Here is a 19,256-nt window from a genome sequence, read left to right as displayed (position 1 = left end):
CCCTACCTCGGCGCACCGGAATGTCCAACGGCGGACGGTGCCCCGGCTGCCCGGAGAGATCGTTCGCCGACGTGGGACACTGTGGGGCGCTATGTCTACGAAATCCCTGCCGCTCGTCTTCGACGCCCCGCGCCGCGGCAAGCCGCCGCGCCACCTCGCCGACCTCTCCGCCGAGGAGCGGAAGGCCGTCGTCGCCGAGCTGGGGGAGAAGCCGTTCCGCGCCAAGCAGCTCGCCAACCACTACTTCGGCAGGCTCAACGCCGACGTCGAGTCGATGACCGACATCCCGGCGGGCAGCCGCGAGGCGCTGGGCGCAGCCCTGCTGCCGCAGCTGCTCAGCCCGGTCCGCAACCTCGACACCGACGAGGGCACGACCCGCAAGACGCTGTGGAAGGCGCACGACGGGACCCTGCTGGAGAGCGTCCTGATGCGCTACCCGGACCGCGCGACGGTGTGCATCTCCAGCCAGGCCGGGTGCGGCATGGCCTGCCCGTTCTGCGCGACCGGCCAGGGCGGGCTGCAGCGGAACCTGTCCACCGCCGAGATCGTCGACCAGGTCCGCTCGGCGGCGGCGATGATGCGCGACGGCGACGTCCCGGGCGGACCGGGGCGGCTGTCGAACGTCGTGTTCATGGGCATGGGCGAGCCGCTGGCGAACTACCGCCGGGTGATCGACGCGGTGCACCGCATCTGCGACCCGGCGCCGGACGGCCTGGGCCTGTCGCAGCGCTCGGTGACGGTCTCCACGGTCGGCCTGGTCCCGGCGATCCGGAAGATGACGGCCGAGGACCTGCACGTCACCCTCGCGGTGTCGCTGCACACCCCGGACGACGAGCTGCGCGACACGCTGGTGCCGGTCAACAACCGCTGGAAGGTCGCCGAGGTCCTCGACGCGGCCCGCGCCTACGCCGACCACACCGGCCGCCGGGTCTCGATCGAGTACGCGCTGATCCGCGACATCAACGACCAGCCGTGGCGAGCCGACCTGCTCGGCAAGCTGCTCAAGAAGCACCTCGGCCAGTTCGCGCACGTCAACCTGATCCCGCTGAACCCGACCCCGGGCAGCAAGTGGGACGCCAGCCCCAAGCCGGTCGAGCGCGAGTTCGTCCGCCGGGTCCGCGAATCCGGCGTCTCCTGCACGGTCCGCGACACCCGGGGCCAGGAGATCGCAGCGGCCTGCGGCCAGCTCGCGGCCGAGGAGTGACCCGGCCACGCTGCCGGCGGCCAGGCGACCACGAACCCGGCGGCTGAGCGACTTCTCCGGTCCCTGATCTCGTGACCGCAATGAACAGAAGCGGGTGAGCCGGCTTCCGGTGGTCGATGATCCTCAGGTCCGAGTGGTCGAGCTGGGAGGCAACGGTGCCTGACCTGAGAGTTCGTGGCATTGCGGTTCATTCGATCGTCGCGGCGGCGGTGGTGCTGCTCGCCGCGCCCGCCCACGCCGAAGTGCCCGGGGCACCCGGGACGTCGGGGTGCGGGAGCGGTGACGTGCGGACGGGGGAGACGGTGAGCAGGGAGATCGTCTCCGGTGGGGTCGCCCGCAGCTACCTGCTGCACGTGCCGGAGAGCTACGCGCCTGAGCGGCCGACGCCGGTGGTGCTGTCGTTCCACGGCCATTCGCGGGACTCGGCCTACCAGGAGGAGCTGTCGGAGTTCTCCGGCACCGACGTCATCGCGGTCTACCCGCAGGGGCTCGTCGGGACCGACGGTGAGACCGCCTGGCAGGGCGCGCCGTACTCGGCCGACGTCGACGACGTTCGGTTCACCGGGGACGTGCTCGACGAGCTGGAGCGCGACCTGTGCGTCGACCCGGCGCGGATCTACGCGGCGGGCAAGTCCAACGGCGGCGGGTTCACCGGTGTGCTGGCCTGCCGGATGAGCGACCGGATCGCCGCGTTCGCGCCGGTGTCCGGGGCCTTCTACCCGCAGGGCGGGGAGTGCGACCCGGATCGCCCGGCGCCGATCCTCGACTTCCACGGGGCGGTCGACGAGACGATCCCCTACGACGGTGACGAGGAACGAGGGCTCCCGCCGATCCCGGACTGGCTGGCCGGGTGGGCCGAGCGCAACGGCTGCCAGGCTGAGCCCGTCACCCGCGACGAGGGGGACGGGGTGCACCGCGTCGAGCACCGCGGCTGCGACGGCGGTGCGGAGATCGTGCACTACCGGATGGACTCCGTCGCCCACGACTGGCCCGCGACGCACCCCAACCCGGACTCCGACGCTCCCGCTCCGATCGACGCGACACCGCTGATCATGGACTTCTTCTCGCGCCACTCGTTGCGCTGAGCGCGGCAGGGGACAGTTTTAGCCATAATCACTCATGATCAATGTCCGTTTTGCCCGGACAGTTATGACTAAAACTGTCCGCTGGTGAGCACCGCGGAACGCGATACCCCGTCCACAGCCGCGAGGCGCAGCTGCGCGGGGTGCGAAACGGCGAAGAGCCGCCCCTCGAAACCGAGGGGCGGCTCTTCGCGGAGTTGCGGTCAGCGGCGGCGCTTGTTCTTGGCCAGGTCGTAGAAGAGGCCGACGGCCAGCACCGCGGCGGTGCCGATCAGCCAGAGGTCCTCCATCTTGAAGTGCCCGCCACCGCTGAGGATGCCCTGGTGGTTGCCGATCAGCATGAGCAGGATCGCGACGACCGAGAACCAGCCGGCGATCTGGGTGCCCTTCGGGAAACCGCCGTGCCAGCCCCACTCGACCGACGGTTCCTCGGCCGGGTCGATGGCCTGGCTGGGCTTCTTCTCCAGCTCGGTGCTCGCCACGTTCCCCTCCTGCGCCACACCGGCCACCCGCGGCCGGAAAGCCTGTTGCTTGGGTTTCGCGCACCGCCGGACGGCGATCCACGATCGCCCTCATCCTCGCACACCCGATCGGGGCCCGGTCGGCCACCTGCCCGGCATCAGCAGCGAAAAAGGTGCCGCGCGAACCCGGCTCGCGCGGCACCCCGGTGAACGGTGCAGCGGTGACTACCCCTTGACCGCCTTGCGGCCGACGATCACGCGGTAGATGCCGAGGACGACGACCGATCCGATGATCGCCACGATCCAGGTCTGCAGCGACCAGAACGTCTCGAGGCCGATGCCGAAGAGCCACTGGCCGAGCAGTCCGCCGAGGAAGGCCCCGACGACTCCGAGCAGCATGGTGACGATGATGCCGCCCGGGTCCTTGCCCGGCATGATCAGCTTCGCGATGGCCCCCACGATCAAGCCGAGAACGATCCATCCGATGATGCCCATGACGGCCTCCTTCATTCGTCAGGCAGCGCCGATACCCCGATCGTGACGCCGGAAGGTGATTTGTGCACCGCGAGGGGCACCGGCTCACCTCCTTCGGGGACAATGGCGTCGATGCACGCGGACACCAGCACACAGAGCGACACCCCGCGCACCGTTCTGGTGCTCGGATCGACCGGTTCCATCGGCACCCAGGCACTCGACGTGATGCGCGACAACCCGGACCGGTTCCGGGTCGTGGGGCTGGCCGCGGGCGGGAGCGACCCGCAGGCGCTGGCCGCGCAGGCGCTGGAGTTCGAGGTCCCGGTCGTGGCCGTGGCCAAGGGCACAGCCGCCGAGGACGTCCAGCTCGCCCTCTACTCCGAGGCGCAGAAGCGGGGCTACGCCGAGGGCGAGTTCAAGCTCCCCCGGCTGCTGGCCGGGCCCGAGTCCGCGCTGGAGCTCATCGAGGCCGCCCCGGCCGACGTGGTGCTCAACGGCGTCGACGGCTCGCGCGGCCTGCGGCTGACGCTGGCCGCCCTGGACACCGGCGCCCAGCTCGCGCTGGCCAACAAGGAATCGCTGGTCGCGGGCGGTGCGCTGGTGCTGGACAAGGCCGCGCCCGGGCAGCTGGTGCCGGTCGACTCCGAGCACTCCGCGCTTGCCCAGTGCCTGCTGGGCAACGACAACGCCGACGTGGACCGGTTGGTGCTGACCGCCTCCGGCGGCCCGTTCCGGGGCCGCAAGCGCGACGACCTCGCCGAGGTCACCGTGCAGCAGGCGCTGGCGCACCCGACGTGGGCGATGGGCAACGTCGTCACGATCAACTCCGCGACCCTGGTCAACAAGGGCCTGGAGCTCATCGAGGCGCACCTGCTGTTCGGCATCGAGTACCCGCGCATCGACGTGGTGGTGCACCCGCAGTCGATCGTGCACTCGATGGTCACCTACACCGACGGGGCCACGATCGCCCAGGCCAGCCCGCCGAACATGAAGATCCCGATCGCGATGGGCCTGGAGTGGCCGCGCCGGGTCCCCGGCGTCGCGCCGCGGCTGGACTTCGCCGACGCCCAGGAGTGGACCTTCGAGCCGCTGGACGACGAGACGTTCCCGGCCGTCGAGCTGGCCCGGGCGGCCGGTTCCGGCGGGGGATGCCTGCCCGCCATCTACAACGCGGCGAACGAGGAGGCGCTGGCGGCGTTCGTCGACGGTCGCCTCCGGTTCCCGCAGATCGTGCAGACTGTCAGTGACACGCTCGGGGCAGCCGACCAGTGGCGCGGCGCACCGTCGGAGCTCGACGAGGTCTTCGCGGCCGAGGAGTGGGCGCGGACCCGGGCGCGTGAGCTGGCCGGAGGGAAGGCGGAGTAAGTGCTGGTCGTCGTTGGCATTCTGATCTTCTTCTTCGGGCTGCTGTTCTCCATCGCGTGGCACGAGCTGGGGCACCTGGCGACCGCGAAGATGTTCGGCGTCAAGGTCACCGAGTACATGGTGGGCTTCGGTCGGACCATCTGGTCCCGCAAGAAGGGCGAGACCGAGTACGGGGTGAAGCTCATCCCGTTCGGCGGCTACATCCGCATGATCGGCATGTTCCCGCCGCAGAAGGACGAGGAGATGGGCCGCTCCGCTTCGTCCTCGCCGTTCCGGGCGATGATCGACGACGCGCGGCAGATGTCGGCCGAGGACGTCAAGCCCGAGGACGCGCACCGGCAGTTCTACCAGCGCTCGCCGTGGAAGCGGATCATCGTGATGATGGCCGGCCCGGTGATGAACCTGATCCTGGCGGTCGGCATCTTCGCCGCGATCCTGATGGGGCACGGCCTCAACACCCCGACGCTGACGGTGTCCACGGTAAGCGAGTGCGTGCTGCCCGCCGACGCCCCCGACACGCAGAAGTGCCCGCCCGGCGCGAAGCCCTCGCCGGCCGCCGCGGCCGGGTTCAAGCCGGGTGACCGGATCCTGGAGTTCAACGGCAAGCCGTTCCAGACGTGGGAGGACCTCCAGCAGGAGATCCGCACCTCGAAGGGCACGGTCCCGGTGGTGGTCGAGCGCGAGGGGCACCGGCAGACGCTGACCGCCGACCTGATGCAGACCGAGCGGCCCAAGCTGAACTCGACCAGCGAGTACGAGACGGTCGGCTTCCTGGGTCTGTCGCCGACGTCGGTGCTGGTCAAGCAGGACATCGGCGGCGTGGCCAACACGATCGGTGATTTCGTCAGCCTGACCGCGCAGAAGATCGTCGAGCTGCCGCAGCGGATCCCGGACCTGGTCTCGGCCATCTTCGGAGGCGAGCGTCACAAGGACTCGCCGGTGGGCATCGTCGGCGCCAGCCGCCTCGGCGGTGAGGTGCTGGCCACGGACCAGATCGCGGTCGACGACCGGATCATCCTGATGTTCAACCTGCTCGCGGGCGTGAACCTGTCGCTGTTCGTGTTCAACATGCTGCCGCTGCTGCCGCTGGACGGCGGGCACGTCGCGGGCGCGCTGTGGGAGTCGATCCGGCGCGGCTTCGCCAAGCTGGTCAGGCGCCCCGACCCGGGCCCGTTCGACACGGCTCGGCTGATGCCGCTGGCCTACGCGGTCAGCCTCGTGTTCATCGCGTACTCGCTGCTGGTGCTGGTGGCCGACATCGTGAACCCGGTGACGCTGTACTAGCCGCCGGGAGATTTCGCCTGGAAAGTTCACCGCTGTGGTGGAGGGGGTTCACAGCGGGGGAGGGCGCGTCGGGCTCAGCGACGGCAGTGGTGCGTCGTTGTGAGCGCAAGATCACCGATAGGGTGATCCGCGGCTCGAATTCGTGGGCCGAACGGGACATGAACGGCCGATGTCGATCACCCAACGTGATCCGTCAGACGCCCGGACGTCCAGCCGGATGAAGGTGCGCCGGTATCGTGGAATGCGGGCGGGACACCGTCCGAAGCACACCAGAAGAGGTGGAGAGGTATCGATGACCGTCGATCTGGGCATGCCCGCGGGCCCCGCCCCGGTGCTCGCGGAGCGGCGCAAGACTCGCCAGTTGCAGGTCGGACCGGTCGGAGTGGGCAGCGAGAGCCCCATCTCCGTGCAGACCATGACCACGACCGTCACCGCTGACGTCAACAGCACGCTGCAGCAGATCGCCGAACTCACCGCCGCGGGCTGCGACATCGTCCGGGTCGCGTGCCCGAGCGCCGACGACGCCGAAGCCCTGCCGGCCATCGCGAAGAAGTCGCAGATCCCGGTCATCGCCGACATTCACTTCCAGCCGAAGTACGTCTTCGCGGCGATCGAGGCGGGCTGCGCGGCGGTGCGCGTGAACCCCGGCAACATCAAGAAGTTCGACGACAAGGTCAAGGAGATCGCGCAGGCCGCCAAGGACCACGGCACGCCGATCCGGATCGGCGTCAACGCCGGTTCCCTCGACCCGCGCCTGATGGAGAAGTACGGCAAGGCCACCCCCGAGGCGCTGGCCGAGTCGGCGCTGTGGGAAGCGGGCCTGTTCGCCGAGCACGACTTCCACGACATCAAGATCTCGGTGAAGCACAACGACCCGGTGGTCATGGTGCGCGCCTACGAGATCCTCGCCGAGCAGTGCGACTACCCGCTGCACCTCGGTGTCACCGAGGCCGGCCCGGCCTTCCAGGGCACCATCAAGTCGGCGACCGCCTTCGGCGCGCTGCTGCGCCAGGGCATCGGCGACACGATCCGCGTCTCCCTGTCGGCCCCGCCGGTCGAGGAGATCAAGGTCGGTGCCCAGATCCTGCAGTCGCTGAACCTGCGGCCGCGCAAGCTGGAGATCGTCTCCTGCCCGTCCTGCGGACGCGCCCAGGTCGACGTCTACAAGCTCGCCGACGAGGTCACCGCCGGTCTGGAGGGCATGGAGGTGCCGCTGCGCGTCGCGGTCATGGGCTGCGTCGTCAACGGCCCCGGTGAGGCCCGCGAGGCCGACCTGGGCGTGGCCTCCGGCAACGGCAAGGGCCAGATCTTCGTCAAGGGCGAGGTCATCAAGACCGTGCCCGAGCACCAGATCGTCGAGACCCTGATCGAGGAGGCCATGCGCATCGCCGAGGACATGGGCGAGACCGTGGAGGAGGGCGCGAGCCCGACCGTCACCGTCAGCTGACTCCCGCACCGATCAGCCGTCCGGACGCGCTCCGGGCGGCTGATCCGTTTCCACGGCGTTTCCGCTGCTCCGAACGGGTGAGCGCGGTCGTGCCGGATGTGGTGGATCTCCACCGGTCAGCCGTTCGCGTGGCATTTCTGGCAGTCTTGGCTGGTGCTCAAGGTTGCCGGTGCCCGCCTGCTGGAGGAACGCGACGCGAACCTGGTCCGCTCCGTGCTGGACTCCGCGCCCGTCGCCGCCTGCATGGTCGCCGCGCGCGTCGAGGAGGCCGGGGTGCATCCGCTGCGCCTCGGCGGCGAGCTCTGGGGCCACGGAACCCGGCTGACCGGCATGTGCTTCTCCGGGGCGAACCTGGTCCCGCTGCGCGGTGGCGCGGACGCGATGCGGGCGTTCGCCGACCGCGCGCTGCGCCGCCGCCGGGTGTGCTCCTCGCTGGTCGGGCCCGCCGAGCAGGTGCTGATGCTGTGGGACGAGGTCGAGGCCCAGTGGGGGCCCGCCCGGGAGGTCCGCGCGGAGCAGCCGCTCATGGTGCTCTCCGAGCGCCCCCGCGTGCAGCCCGACCCGCTGGTCCGCCCGGTGCGGCTGGAGGAGCTGGAGCGCTACCTGCCGGCCGCGGTGGCCATGTTCACCGAGGAGGTCGGCGTCGACCCCTCCACCGACGGCGGTGGTGCGGGCTACCGGGCGCGGGTGGCCGATCTCATCACCTCCGGGCGGGCGTTCGCGCGCTTCGAGGACGGCGAGGTCGTGTTCAAGGCCGAGATCGGGGCGCTGTCGTCGACGGTCGGCCAGATCCAGGGCGTCTGGGTGCACCCGGACCGCCGCAGCACGGGCCTTGGCACCGCGGGCACCGCGGCGGTCGCCGACCGGCTGGTGCGGGGGCTGGGGCGGACCGCGAGCCTGTACGTCAACGATTTCAACGTCGCCGCCCGGGCCGCTTACGAGAAGGTCGGCTTCCGCCGGGTCGGGGAGTTCGCGACCGTCCTGCTGTGACCTGAACCGGACGTCCCCGTGACGGTTTTCGCCCGGTGTGCCGGAACCCGGATTCGGTGCCGCACAAAGGTTCGGCATACTCGCGGGCATGCTTGCCTCGCGGATCATGGTCGGGCTCACCGCACTGCTGCTGGTTCCAGTGGCGGGGTGCAGCACCGGACCATCCGAGAAGGACGTGGCCACCTCGTTCGTCAACGCCGTCGCCGCAGGTGACGCGGCGGGCGCGGCGGCCCAGACCAACAATCCCGACGCCGCGCGCCGCGGGCTGGAGCAGGCGCGCAAGACCCTCGCCCCGACCGCTTCGCACGCCGCTCTCGGCCAGGTCACCGAGAACGAGCAGGGCGCGTCGGCGAAGGTCGATCTCTCCTGGGACTTCGGCGAGGGCAAGGTCTGGCGCTACACCAGCACCGTGCAGCTCGTCGACGAGTCCGAGGGCTGGAAGGTGCTGTGGGCGCCGTCGGTGCTGCACCCCGACCTCAAGCCCGGTCAGACGCTCGCCTACAGCGAGGTGCTGCCCGCTCCCGGAGCCGTGACGGGATCCGAGGGCCGGCAGCTGATGGGGCCGGAGCCGGTGGTGACGGTCAGCCTCAACGGCCAGGAGGCCGGTGACGTGCCGGGCGTGGCCGGGAAGCTGGCCCAGGCGCTGAGCCCGATCGAACCGGCGATCACCCAGCAGTCCATCGTCGAGGGAGTCGGCAAGACCCCGCCCGGCCAGCCGTACCAGGTCGTCACGCTGCGGCAGGCCGACTACGACAAGGTGCGCGCGAGCATCTACGACCTGCCGGGCGTGCGGTTCCCGGCGCAGATGCGGCTGCTCGCCGCTGAGCGCGGCTACGCCTCCCAGGTGCTGGCGGGCGTGTCGAAGAAGGTCGACGAGCAGGTCAAGGCCAACGCCGGGTGGCAGGTGGCCATCACCGATGACAAGGGCACCGAGGTCCGCAAGCTGCACACCGTCGCCGAGAAGCCGGTCCCGCCGACCTCGGTGACGCTGTCGGACCGCACCCAGCGCGCCGCCGAGAAGGCGCTGGACCCGATCCCGCAGGCCGCGATGATCGTGGCGATGAAGCCCTCCAACGGCGAGGTGCTGGCGGTCGCGCAGAACGACCCGGCCGACGCGCAGGGTCCGATGGCGCTGTCCGGGCAGTACCCGCCGGGGTCGACGTTCAAGATGGTCACCGGCGCGGCCGCGCTGGAGTCGGGCAAGGTCCGCGCCGACACCCCGGTGGAGTGCCCGGCGAAGAAGGTCTTCGACGGCATGACCCTGCCCAACGACAAGGAGTTCGACCTGGGCCGGGTGCCGCTGCACACGGCGTTCGCCCAGTCCTGCAACACCACGTTCGCGCAGCTGTCGGTGGACCTGCCCGACGACGCGCTGCCGAAGGAGGCCAAGAAGTTCGGCCTGGGCGTGGACTTCGACATGCCCGGCGCGACGACGATCACCGGCAAGGTCACCAACGCCGAGACCGTCACCCAGCACGCGGCGAACGGCATCGGCCAGGGCAAGGTGCTGGCCAGCCCGTTCGGGATGGCGCTGGCCGCGGCGTCGGTGGCCAACGGCGGCATGCCGACGCCGACGCTGATGCGCGGCCAGGAGACCAAGGCCGACGCCACCCCGGAGAAGGTCTCGCCCGCGGCGCTGGACCAGCTCCGCTCGATGATGCGCGAGGTCGTCACCGGCGGGACGGCGCGCGGCCTGGCCGGGTCGGGCGAGGTCCGGGGCAAGACCGGTACCGCGCAGTTCGGCGACGGCACGCACTCGCACGGCTGGTTCGTCGGCTACCGCGACGACGTCGCGTTCGCGGTGCTCATCACCGACGCGGGCGCTTCGGGCCCGTCGGTCGACGCGGCGAAGAGGTTCCTCGGCGGCCTGTGACCGTTGGTCGCCCCTGAGGGTTGATCATCGCGACGCCGCCCGGTTCTCGGAGAGCCGGGCGGCGTCGTCGTTCTCCCGCCCGGCACCGCCGTGCGGGGAAACGCGGTCGCTTCACGTGATTGGGTGATCACTTAGGGTCAGTTGGGTGCTAGGTTGTAGCCCATCGAGCGCAGCAGCGGGGTCTCGTTGCTGTTCTCGGTGGGGTCGTCACCGGTTGAGCGCCACTGACGCGCGATCCGGCCGCCACGCTGCGTTGCGGCTGTGGGTGACGGCGGCCCGGTGTCCGGCCTGGTCCGGACGCGCATCGCGCCGCCGCTCCGCCGGCGGCGGGCATCCCCGACGAACCGTGCCGGCAACGCCTCCCCCGAAGGTCGCCGGCGCCGCCCAGGTGTGAACAGGAGTGGTTTTGATCTACTTCGATTCTTCCGCGCTGATCAAGATGATCGCCCCCGAACCGGAGAGCCAGGCGCTGAGCCAGTGGATCCGCGACCGCTGGGAGCAGCCGCGGGTGACCAGCGCGCTGTCCAAGGTCGACGTGCTGCGCAACTTCCGCGAGCAGGGCCCGGCGGCCGAGGACCTGGCCTCGATCGTGGTGTCGAAGCTCGACACGCTGCCGGTGCAGCAGGAGGTGCTCGACAGCGCCAGCGAGCTGCGCGCGGACCTCGGCCCGGTGGAGGCCATCCACCTCGCCTCGGCCTGCGGCATCCGCAACGAGCCGGTGACCTACGTCTCCTACGACCCGGCGCTGCTGGAAGCGGCCAAGGAAGCGGGCCTGGCCACCGCGTCCCCGGCCTGAGAGTCGTTCCGACCGCGTGGGCGGAGTTCCCGCTGAAACTTCGCCCACCCGCGGTTACCGCCCGGAGTCGGGTCCGGTGAGCGTGGTTAGAGTGGGGGCATGCCGGTTCGAGCCCCGTTGAAGCCAGGCGTTGCGACGCCGCGCCGCCAAGTCCCAGCGCACATCGAGCGTCCCGAGTACGTGGACAAACCGGCTCCCCGGCGCAACACCGACCCCGACGTGCAGCCGCCCGAGGTCATCGAGGCGATGCGGTACGCGAGCAAGATCGCGGCGCAGGCCCTGGCCGAGGCGGGCAAGGCGATCGAACCGGGTGTGACCACCGATTCCGTCGACGCCGTGGTGCACGAGTACCTGCTCGACCACGGTGCGTACCCGTCGACGCTGGGTTACCGGGGCTTCCAGAAGTCCTGCTGCACCTCGATCAACGAGGTGATCTGCCACGGCATCCCGGACTCGACGATCATCGAGGACGGCGACATCGTCAACGTCGACGTCACCGGCTTCATCGGCGGCGTGCACGGCGACACGAACGCGACGTTCCTGGCGGGCGACGTCTCCGAGGAGGCCCGCCTGCTGGTCGAGCGCACCCACGAGGCGACGATGCGCGGCATCAAGGCCGCCAAGCCGGGCCGCCAGCTCAACGTGATCGGTCGCGTCATCGAGTCCTACGCCAAGCGCTTCGGCTACGGCGTGGTCCGCGACTTCACGGGCCACGGCATCGGCCGCTCGTTCCACAGCGGACTGGTGATCCTGCACTACGACGAGCCGTCGGTGCAGACCGTCCTCGAACCCGGCATGACCTTCACCATCGAGCCGATGATCACCCTCGGCACCCACGAGTACGACATGTGGGACGACGGCTGGACGGTCACCACCAAGGACAAGAGCTGGACCGCCCAGTTCGAGCACACCATCCTCATCACCGAAGACGGCAACGAGATCCTCACCCAACCCTGAGCCGACGGAGGGGGCGGTTCTCCCGGAACCGCCCCAACTGCTCCAGGGCGTTTCCCTAGGGTGACTGCCGTGCACACCGAACTGTGGGTTCCCAGCGACTCGGCGAAGATCGTCCGCTACCGCGAGGGCTTCGGCTGCGTGGGCGGCGGCGCTTTCATGGTCTTGGTGGGAAGCGCGTTCCTCTACATCGCTCTGCATCCTGATGAAGCGCTGAGAAGCCCGCCGTCTGTGGCTTCAGTGATCGGCTGGACCTTCACCGTGCTGGTCTTCGTTCCCGGCGTCCTGATGATCTTCGTCGGTTTCGTCATGGTCGCCAAGCCAGAGCGCGTCCACGTCGATGAACGCGGGATCTGGCTGCGTGACAACGGGAAGTTCGAGCTCGTCGCCTGGACCGAGATCAGCGCGCTGCAGGGCCGGCTGCCGCAACCCAAGGTCAAGGACGACCCGGACTCGAAGCCGATCCCGGCCGGGCTGCTGTTCCAGCCTGCCGACAGCGGATTCCTCTCTCGGCACCCGAAACTCGCAGCCCCCGAGCCCTCGGACTTCCCACGCTTGAAGCTCCCCAGCGAGCGAGCCGTCCAACGCCTAACCCGGGCGATCGCGGACGTCCGCCCGGACCTTCTCCGCTAGCGGTCGGAGCGGGCCCGGACGACGTCCACGGAGTCAGCGACCTGAACGTCGTTTCTCTTCTTTCACCTGTTCCCGGTGCGCCTTGACCTCGGCCCAACGCTGCCGACGGCGTTCCCGTTCTTCGAGCTCGTGCTGCTTCTTCGCGGCGCGCTCCCAATTGCTGCCGTGGATCTTCTCCCAGAATTTCCGCTGGCCCTCTTGCGTGAATCCCCAGACGACGGCCTTCGCGAAGAACCAGAGCATTGCCAGGAGCGCGGCGAAACCGACCACCACGGTGACAGCCAAGTTGACGCCGTCCGAGTAGCCGTCGGGCGACCGGTACACGCGGTTCTCAGACTTGCCGACCCGACCGCCGCTGAAGCCCCAGGTGATGCGTTCCTGCCGTCCGACGTCTTGAGGCTGGAGCACGTTCATGTCAACCACGTCGGTCCACGTCTCACCAGTTTTGTCGTCGCGGATCTGAGCGGTACATCCCCAGTGGTGCCCGAAGCCGCGGCGACTGATCGGGCCGTAGTCCTCGCACGATCTCGCAACGGCTGTCGCGTTGCTCCCGCCGGTTTTCGCCGGGAACGCGAAGATGACGGTGAGCGCGGTAAGCGCGATGAGCGCGACGATGGCGAACCCGATGAGCACGCGCAGGACGCGGACGAGCGGATTGTCCGATTTCCACACCGATATCGCCTACTTCTCTTCCTGCTGCTTCTCAACTTCGTCTTTGCCGTCGTCGAGCTTGGCCGACTCCTTGACCACCTCGTACCCGAACTTGTTGGCGCCGTTGTCGGGGCCCATGTCGACCGACGGCTTGAAAAGGTCCCCTTGTGCCCACGGCTTGTACTCGGCACCGCCGCTCTTGAACCCTTGCCAGGCGTCCTTGACGCCGCTGCCGGAGCCCTGCGCGCTCTCGCCGAGTTGCTGCAGCTTCTGGCCGTCGAAGGCCTTGTTCGCATTCGGATTGACGAGGCTGGCGCTCGGCGGGTTCGCAAGACCGGAGAAGAAGTCATCGACCTTGGTCTTCATCGCCTTGCCCGCCGAACCGAGCTTGTCGAGGTGCGTGGAGAGGTTCTTGAGGACGTCGGCCAGTTTCTGCATCCAGCCGGAGATCTTGTTCGCCCAGCTGATCGCCGTCTGCACCACCTCGGCAACCATGCCACCCGCCGCGATTCCTGCGGTGCACGCGGCCGCGAGCCCCCATTTGAGAACGATCGAGATGATCTCGCCGACAGCGCCGGCGATCATGTCGCGGACGATGCCGCGCACCGCGCCCACCACGGCGCCCGCTCCTTGAACGGCGCCCTTCATACCGTTGCAAGCCTCGCCGAGCGCGTCGATGGTCTTCGTGGTGTCAGCTCCGAGTTTGCGGTACGCATCCCCGGCCCTGCCTTCCCAACCAGTGGTGCTTTGGGCGGCCTGCCCGTACTCATTTCCGACGCCCTTGAGTTCTTCGCCGATGTTTCCCCAGCTGTCGGCCATGCCGGAGATCGCGTCAGGGTTCCCCATCAGGGCATCGAACGGTTCGCGCAGGAACGGCACGGTCTCGATCAACCAACCCACACCCCAGCTGGCAAGTGTGGCGAGCGGATCTGCAGCCAGCCCGACGGCATCCACACCTGCACCCAAGGCGTTAAGGCCGAGGGAATCCCAGTCGCCGTTCTGGATCGACTGCGCGATACCTACGACGTTCTCGACGCCACCAGCTCCACTGGCCGGGTTGGAGGTGTTCTTCTGCTCGGAGTCCTTGACTGATTCTTCAGCGGTTACGACCAGGTCATCCTTAGAAGTCAATCTTGATCCCCTCGATGATGGAGCTGTTCTCCTGGTCGGTGCGCTCGTACTCGGCGGCGGTCTCGTCGAGGGCCGTCTTGATCTGGTCCAGGGACTTACCGCCGGTCTCGATCACGGACTTCGTCACCTCGGCCTGGGCGATGCACTGCGCGGCCAGGAACTGGCCGAAGATGCCGAAGGCGTTGGTGTCCATCGTTGTTTCCGCTGCGCTGTGGGCGGTCTTGACGCGGTCGGCGAAGCCTTGGACCTGGTTGCTGTGCTGCTTGATCACCGGGACGTCGGCGCGGAATCCGTCGGTCATCGCAGGAAGCTCCCGTTGGAGTAGTCGTCATCGTCGTCGGGCGGGGTGGCGGGACGAGCGGGTGCCTGCGGCTGGTCCTCGTCCATGCCGTCGCCCGCGTAGCCGTGGGGGAGGCTGTTCTTGACGAAGTCGAGGGCGGCGCCGTCACCGACGAACTGCTGCATGACCTCGACCATCTGACCTGCGGCTTGGCGTTGGGCGTCGCGAACGCAGGCCATGATCGCGGTGGCGACCTGGTCCGGTTTCGGATGCTGGAAGCCGTTGCCGAAGCGGATGTCCTCGAGCACGCCGCTGCTGTTGACCCGTACGGTGATCTGCCCGTCGGGCGAGGTCGCGGACGCTCCGACCTGCGTGAGTTCCTGCTGGGCGCGGTCGGTGTCGGTCTTGATCTTCTGCAGCTTGGCGTTGTAGTCGCTCAGCCAGTCGTCAGGTGTGGTCATCGGAATCCGTGGGTCGGAGTGGTCGGGCCAACCGGGAGAGTAGTTGAGGCGATTCGTCCCGTGTCCGGGTTTCGGGGGTTGGTCCCCGTGCCAGGTGCATGGGGTAGGAACGTGGTTGTGAATGCGCTGTTGGTCGCTGGGACGACGTCGGATGCTGGGAAGAGCGTGGTGACCGCTGGGATCTGCCGGTGGCTGGCCCGGTCCGGGGCTCGCGTGGCGCCGTTCAAGGCGCAGAACATGTCGAACAACTCCGTCGTCACGCCCGACGGCGGGGAGATCGGGCGGGCGCAGGCGGTGCAGGCCGCGGCGTGCGGGATCGAGCCCTCGGTGCGGTTCAACCCGGTGCTGCTCAAGCCCGGCAGCGACCGGCAGTCGCAGGTCGTGGTGCTGGGGCGGGTCGCCGGTGAGGTGACCGCGATGTCCTACCGGGAGCGCAAGGCAGCGCTGCTGGAAACCGTCTCGTCCACTTTGGATGATCTGCGGCGCGACTACGACCACGTGATCTGCGAAGGGGCCGGGTCGCCCGCGGAGATCAACCTGCGGGCCAGCGACATCGCCAACATGGGGCTCGCGCAGGCCGCGCGGCTGCCGGTGGTCGTCGTCGGCGACATCGACCGGGGCGGCGTGTTCGCGCAGCTCTTCGGCACCCTGTCGCTGCTCGACGCCGCCGATCAGGCGCTGGTCGCCGGATTCGTGATCAACAAGTTCCGCGGCGACCCCGAGCTGCTGCGGCCGGGCCTGGACCAGCTGCGGGCGCTGACCGGGCGGCCCGTGCACGGAGTGCTGCCGTGGGCCGAGGACCTGTGGCTCGACGCCGAGGACTCGCTGTCCTACGTCGCCGACGGCGTCGTGGGCCGACCGGCACCGCCGCGCGGCGGGCAGTGGCTGCGGGTCGCCGTGCCCCGTCTGCCCCGGATCTCCAACGCCACCGACGTCGAGGCGCTCGCCGCCGAACCCGGCGTGGCCGTGCGGTTCGTGACCGAGCCGTCGAGGCTGTCCGACGCCGACCTGGTGGTGCTGCCCGGATCGAAGGCGACCGTCGCCGACCTGGCCTGGTTGCGGGAGACCGGGCTGGCCGAAGCGATCCGCGAGCACGCGCGCGCCGGACTGCCGGTCGCCGGGATCTGCGGCGGGTTCCAAATGCTGTCCCAGCGCATCCACGACGAGGTCGAGTCCCGCACCGGCGCGGTCGACGGCCTCGGCCTGCTCGACCTGGAGATCGACTTCGCGCCGGACAAGACCCTGGCCACACCGCGCGGTGCCGCCTTCGGCGAGGCCGTCGCGGGGTACGAGATCCACCACGGCGTCGCGGTCCGGCGCGGCGACCTGCCGCCGCTGGTGACCCTGCCCGACGGTGAAGGGGAGGGCGGCATCTCGGGTCCCGTCCTGGGCACGCACTGGCACGGCCTGTTCGAGAACGACGCGTTCCGCCGCGAGTTCTTGACCTGGGCGGCGCTGCGCGCCGGACGCGACGGGTTCCGGGCGGCCGAGGACACGGTCTTCGCGGACATCCGCGCCGCCCAGCTCGACCTGCTCGGCGATCTCGTCGCCCGGCACCTCGACACCGACGCGCTGCGCAGGCTCCTCGACGACGGCCCGCCGAAGGGGCTGCCGCAGGTGCGCGCTTCACTGGGCCAGATGTCGCGTTCGTCTGTTTCGGGCTAGGTAGAACTGCCCACACCACTACTCGAAATGGTCTCAACATCCGTGTGATGCGGGTAACTTGTCGGCATGGCTGTTGAGTTTTCCGTGGACGAAGCCCGCGAGCGGCTGACCGAGCTGATCGACCGCGCCGAGGCCGGCGAGCACGTCGTGATCACGCGTTTCGGCGCGCCCGCCGTGTCGCTGGAGCCGTCACCCGTGCCCGCGCAGCGCGGCGGTGCCTTCGCCGCCGGCGTCGTCGCCGCCTCGTGGGTCGCCCCGCACGACGGCGGGAGCTTCGACGTGGGGACCGACTACTGGTCCGATCCGGGGACCGCGTGAGCGAGCGGCGCCGATGCTCCCGTCGAGCCGGATAGCCTCCGCCCATGCCCGCTGACGCCCCGACGATCCTCGCCACCAGCGGTGGTCTGCGCGCGGCGCAACGCCTGCCGTGGGAGGTCGCTCCGCTCACCCGGCACGCCGTCGACCTCGCCGGGACCAGCGGCCGCGCGCCGCGCGTGTGCCTGCTGGCCACCGCCGTCGGCGACGATCCGAAGACGATCAGCACCTTCTACGCCAACGCGGCCGCCGAGGGGTGGCAGGCCAGTCACCTGGCGCTGTTCCCGATGCCGAACCTGGCCGAGGTGCGGGAACACCTGCTGAGCAGGGACGTCGTGTGGGTGTGGGGCGGCAGCGTCGCCGGGCTGCTGGCGATGTGGCGGCTGCACGGGCTCGACGAGATCTTCCGCGAGGCGTGGCAGGCGGGGGTGGTGCTCACCGGGGTGTCGGCCGGATCGATCTGCTGGCACATCGGCGGCACCACCGACTCGTTCGGCCCCGACCTGCGGCCGATCACCGACGGGCTCGGCCTGCTGCCGCACTCCAACGGCGTGCACTACGACAGCGAGCCGCAGCGGCGCCCGCTGTTCCAGCGGCTCATCGCCGAGGGCGCGCTGCCGCCCGGCTACGCCACCGACGACGGGGCCGGTCTGCTCTACCGGGGCACCGAGCTCGTCGAAGCGCTCGCCGAAAGGGGCCGGGCCGGGGCCTACCGGGTCGACCGCGGGCCCGACGGGACCGCGGTCGAAACCCCGCTTGACGTGCGACGACTCAGCTGAGCGGCAGGTTCAGCCCAGGGGAAGGTTCAGGAGGGCGTTCTCCAGCAGCTCCGGCATCGCCGGGTGGATCCAGTACTGGCCGCGCGCCATGCTGCGCGCGTCCAGACCGAAGTGCATCGCCTGGATGATCGGCTGCAGCAGCGTCGGCGCCTGCGGGCCGATGATGTGCGCGCCGATCAGCAGCCCGCTGCTCGGGTCGGCCAGCAGCTTGGCGAAACCGGTCGTGTCCTCCATCGCCCAGCCGTAGGCGATGCCCGCGTAGTCCTGGGTGGAGGTCACGTAGTCGACGCCCTTGTCCCGGGCCTCCTGCTCGGTGAGGCCGACCGAGGCGATCTGCGGACCCGAGAACACCGCGTGCGGCACGAAGCGGTGGTCGGAGGAGATCGGCGCGTCCGGGTGCAGCAGGTTGTGCTGCACGACGCGGGTCTCGTGGTTGGCGACGTGCTTGAGCTCGTGGTCGGAGCTGATGTCGCCGAGCGCCCACACGCCCTCCACCGAGGTGAGCTGGGTGTCGTCGACGGCGATCTTGCCGTCGTCGGTGAGCTCCAGGCCGCCCGCGGCCGCGTCGATCAGGTCCGCGTTGGGGGTGCGGCCCACCGCGACCAGCAGCTCCTCGGCCTCGACGGTCTCCTCGCCGTCCGGGCCCTCCAACTTCAGCCGGACCTGCCCGCCGACCTTCTCGGCGGCGACGACCTTGCGGTGGAGCCGCAGGTCCCAGCGCCCGTCGGCGATCTCCGTGAACCGGGCCGAGACGTCCTCGTCTTCGGCGCGCAGCACGCGGCCGGACCGGCCGATCATGGTGACCCGCACGCCGAGGGAGCTGAAGACGTGCGCGAACTCGGCGCCGATGAACCCGGTGCCCATGATGATCATGCTGCTGGGCAGCTCGTCCAGGCGCATCACGGTGTCGCTGGTGCGCACCTCCACCTGGTCCAGGCCCGGGACGGCCGGGATGACCGGGCGGCCGCCCGCGGCTACCACGAACCGGTCGGCGGTGATCGTCTCGGTGCCGTCGGCGGTCTGCACCGTGAGCTGCTTGACGTCGGTGAACCGGGCGTTGCCGGTCAGCAGCGTGACGTTGGGCGAGCCCTCCGCGCGGTACTGGCGACCTCCTTCGGAGATCGGGTCGATGCGCCCGAAGATCCGGTCCCGGATCTCCGGCCAGCGCACGCCCCGGCGCTCCAGGTCGACCCCCAGCCCGGCACCGGCGTCGGGGGCGCCGGCGATGTCCGCGGTGTGCACGAACATCTTCGTCGGGATGCAGCCGACGTTGAGGCAGGTGCCGCCGTAGGCGTCGTTCGGGCCGATTCCCTTCTCGACGATGGCCACGTTCCAGTCGGCGAACCGGTCGTCGAGGATCGAGTTGCCGGAGCCGGAGCCGATGATGACTAGGTCGAAGTGCCGCACGGTT

20 protein-coding genes are annotated in these 19,256 nt (G+C 69.7%); 13 read left to right on the top strand and 7 right to left on the bottom strand.

The genetic code is table 11. The annotated features are described in order from the left end of the window. Positions 1–91 precede the first annotated feature (91 nt). Complete coding sequence (gene rlmN, locus QFW96_RS07695; protein WP_281454856.1) at positions 92–1,204, top strand: dual-specificity RNA methyltransferase RlmN; 1,113 nt, start codon at positions 92–94, stop codon at positions 1,202–1,204. 302 nt (positions 1,205–1,506) lie between these two features. Beyond that, positions 1,507–2,289 (top strand): CE1 family esterase, encoded by a 783-nt coding sequence (locus QFW96_RS07690; protein ID WP_343231362.1) that lies wholly within the window; start codon positions 1,507–1,509, stop codon positions 2,287–2,289. Between the two features lie 200 nt (positions 2,290–2,489). Here QFW96_RS07690 and QFW96_RS07685 read toward each other — a convergent pair whose 3' ends face one another. Beyond that, a complete protein-coding gene (locus tag QFW96_RS07685; RefSeq protein ID WP_281454854.1) occupies positions 2,490–2,768 on the bottom strand; it encodes a DUF2631 domain-containing protein in 279 nt (92 codons plus the stop codon). A gap of 204 nt (positions 2,769–2,972) precedes the next feature. Next, positions 2,973–3,242 (bottom strand): GlsB/YeaQ/YmgE family stress response membrane protein, encoded by a 270-nt coding sequence (locus QFW96_RS07680; protein WP_281454853.1) that lies wholly within the window; start codon positions 3,240–3,242, stop codon positions 2,973–2,975. Between the two features lie 102 nt (positions 3,243–3,344). On the opposite strand from QFW96_RS07680, the gene dxr reads away from it, so the two are divergent. The 8 genes from dxr (at position 3,345) to QFW96_RS07640 (ending at position 12,563) form a co-directional block, all read left to right on the top strand. Further along, positions 3,345–4,586 (top strand): 1-deoxy-D-xylulose-5-phosphate reductoisomerase, encoded by a 1,242-nt coding sequence (gene dxr / locus QFW96_RS07675; RefSeq protein WP_281454852.1) that lies wholly within the window; start codon positions 3,345–3,347, stop codon positions 4,584–4,586. After that, positions 4,587–5,870: a M50 family metallopeptidase gene (locus tag QFW96_RS07670; protein ID WP_281454851.1), complete on the top strand. Its 1,284-nt coding sequence runs from the start codon at positions 4,587–4,589 to the stop codon at positions 5,868–5,870. 292 nt (positions 5,871–6,162) lie between these two features. Further along, positions 6,163–7,317, top strand: coding sequence for a flavodoxin-dependent (E)-4-hydroxy-3-methylbut-2-enyl-diphosphate synthase (gene ispG / locus QFW96_RS07665; RefSeq protein WP_281454850.1), 1,155 nt, complete (start codon positions 6,163–6,165; stop codon positions 7,315–7,317). Positions 7,318–7,470: 153 nt separating this feature from the next. After that, positions 7,471–8,307: a GNAT family N-acetyltransferase gene (locus tag QFW96_RS07660; RefSeq protein WP_281454849.1), complete on the top strand. Its 837-nt coding sequence runs from the start codon at positions 7,471–7,473 to the stop codon at positions 8,305–8,307. 88 nt (positions 8,308–8,395) lie between these two features. Beyond that, positions 8,396–10,180 (top strand): penicillin-binding transpeptidase domain-containing protein, encoded by a 1,785-nt coding sequence (locus QFW96_RS07655; RefSeq protein ID WP_281454848.1) that lies wholly within the window; start codon positions 8,396–8,398, stop codon positions 10,178–10,180. A gap of 406 nt (positions 10,181–10,586) precedes the next feature. Further along, the gene (locus tag QFW96_RS07650; RefSeq protein WP_281454847.1) at positions 10,587–10,976 is read left to right on the top strand and encodes a type II toxin-antitoxin system VapC family toxin; all 390 of its coding nucleotides are present in this window, start codon (positions 10,587–10,589) and stop codon (positions 10,974–10,976) included. 99 nt (positions 10,977–11,075) lie between these two features. Continuing rightward, the gene (gene map, locus QFW96_RS07645) at positions 11,076–11,933 is read left to right on the top strand and encodes a type I methionyl aminopeptidase (RefSeq protein WP_281454846.1); all 858 of its coding nucleotides are present in this window, start codon (positions 11,076–11,078) and stop codon (positions 11,931–11,933) included. A gap of 69 nt (positions 11,934–12,002) precedes the next feature. Then, positions 12,003–12,563, top strand: coding sequence for a hypothetical protein (locus QFW96_RS07640; RefSeq protein WP_281454845.1), 561 nt, complete (start codon positions 12,003–12,005; stop codon positions 12,561–12,563). A gap of 33 nt (positions 12,564–12,596) precedes the next feature. On the opposite strand, the gene QFW96_RS07635 is transcribed toward QFW96_RS07640, so the two are convergent. From QFW96_RS07635 to QFW96_RS07620, 4 genes are read right to left on the bottom strand one after another with little or no spacing between them, the layout of a single operon-like run. Then, positions 12,597–13,235 (bottom strand): DUF6346 domain-containing protein, encoded by a 639-nt coding sequence (locus tag QFW96_RS07635; protein ID WP_281454844.1) that lies wholly within the window; start codon positions 13,233–13,235, stop codon positions 12,597–12,599. 9 nt (positions 13,236–13,244) lie between these two features. Beyond that, entirely contained in the window at positions 13,245–14,345 is a 1,101-nt protein-coding gene (locus QFW96_RS07630) for a WXG100 family type VII secretion target (RefSeq protein WP_281454843.1), read from the bottom strand. Beyond that, positions 14,335–14,646, bottom strand: coding sequence for a type VII secretion target (locus QFW96_RS07625; protein WP_281454842.1), 312 nt, complete (start codon positions 14,644–14,646; stop codon positions 14,335–14,337). Before QFW96_RS07625 ends, QFW96_RS07630 begins: the two co-directional genes overlap by 11 nt. Continuing rightward, positions 14,643–15,086: a YbaB/EbfC family nucleoid-associated protein gene (locus QFW96_RS07620; protein WP_281454841.1), complete on the bottom strand. Its 444-nt coding sequence runs from the start codon at positions 15,084–15,086 to the stop codon at positions 14,643–14,645. Before QFW96_RS07620 ends, QFW96_RS07625 begins: the two co-directional genes overlap by 4 nt. Before the next feature lie 117 nt (positions 15,087–15,203). Here QFW96_RS07620 and QFW96_RS07615 point away from each other — a divergent pair, with 117 nt between their 5' ends. The 3 genes from QFW96_RS07615 to QFW96_RS07605 all read left to right on the top strand — a co-directional run bounded on the left by QFW96_RS07615 (position 15,204) and on the right by QFW96_RS07605 (position 17,845). Then, a complete protein-coding gene (locus tag QFW96_RS07615) occupies positions 15,204–16,751 on the top strand; it encodes a cobyric acid synthase (RefSeq protein WP_281454840.1) in 1,548 nt (515 codons plus the stop codon). Between the two features lie 66 nt (positions 16,752–16,817). After that, positions 16,818–17,069, top strand: a complete 252-nt coding sequence (locus tag QFW96_RS07610) for a type II toxin-antitoxin system Phd/YefM family antitoxin (protein ID WP_281454839.1) — start codon at positions 16,818–16,820, stop codon at positions 17,067–17,069. Between the two features lie 44 nt (positions 17,070–17,113). Next, positions 17,114–17,845 (top strand): Type 1 glutamine amidotransferase-like domain-containing protein, encoded by a 732-nt coding sequence (locus tag QFW96_RS07605; protein ID WP_281454838.1) that lies wholly within the window; start codon positions 17,114–17,116, stop codon positions 17,843–17,845. 9 nt (positions 17,846–17,854) lie between these two features. On the opposite strand, the gene QFW96_RS07600 is transcribed toward QFW96_RS07605, so the two are convergent. Then, positions 17,855–19,252 carry a mycothione reductase gene (locus tag QFW96_RS07600; protein WP_281454837.1) on the bottom strand — a complete coding sequence of 466 codons (1,398 nt, stop codon included), beginning with the start codon at positions 19,250–19,252 and terminating at the stop codon, positions 17,855–17,857. Positions 19,253–19,256 lie beyond the last annotated feature (4 nt).

Origin of the sequence: Saccharopolyspora ipomoeae, from assembly GCF_029952525.1 — a bacterium.
Classification (GTDB): domain Bacteria; phylum Actinomycetota; class Actinomycetes; order Mycobacteriales; family Pseudonocardiaceae; genus Saccharopolyspora; species Saccharopolyspora ipomoeae.
The sequence above is the reverse complement of the archived record's forward strand: the minus strand, read 5'-3'. Positions and strand labels throughout refer to the sequence as shown.

Coding starts and splice junctions, on each gene's coding strand:
- rlmN (WP_281454856.1), top strand. CDS start 92: ATGTCTACGAAATCCCTGCCGCTCGTCTTCGACGCCCCGCGCCGCGGC.
- QFW96_RS07680 (WP_281454853.1), bottom strand. CDS start 3,242: ATGGGCATCATCGGATGGATCGTTCTCGGCTTGATCGTGGGGGCCATC.
- dxr (WP_281454852.1), top strand. CDS start 3,345: ATGGCGTCGATGCACGCGGACACCAGCACACAGAGCGACACCCCGCGC.
- ispG (WP_281454850.1), top strand. CDS start 6,163: ATGACCGTCGATCTGGGCATGCCCGCGGGCCCCGCCCCGGTGCTCGCG.
- QFW96_RS07655 (WP_281454848.1), top strand. CDS start 8,396: ATGCTTGCCTCGCGGATCATGGTCGGGCTCACCGCACTGCTGCTGGTT.
- map (WP_281454846.1), top strand. CDS start 11,076: ATGCCGGTTCGAGCCCCGTTGAAGCCAGGCGTTGCGACGCCGCGCCGC.
- QFW96_RS07625 (WP_281454842.1), bottom strand. CDS start 14,646: ATGACCGACGGATTCCGCGCCGACGTCCCGGTGATCAAGCAGCACAGC.
- QFW96_RS07620 (WP_281454841.1), bottom strand. CDS start 15,086: ATGACCACACCTGACGACTGGCTGAGCGACTACAACGCCAAGCTGCAG.
- QFW96_RS07610 (WP_281454839.1), top strand. CDS start 16,818: ATGGCTGTTGAGTTTTCCGTGGACGAAGCCCGCGAGCGGCTGACCGAG.
- QFW96_RS07605 (WP_281454838.1), top strand. CDS start 17,114: ATGCCCGCTGACGCCCCGACGATCCTCGCCACCAGCGGTGGTCTGCGC.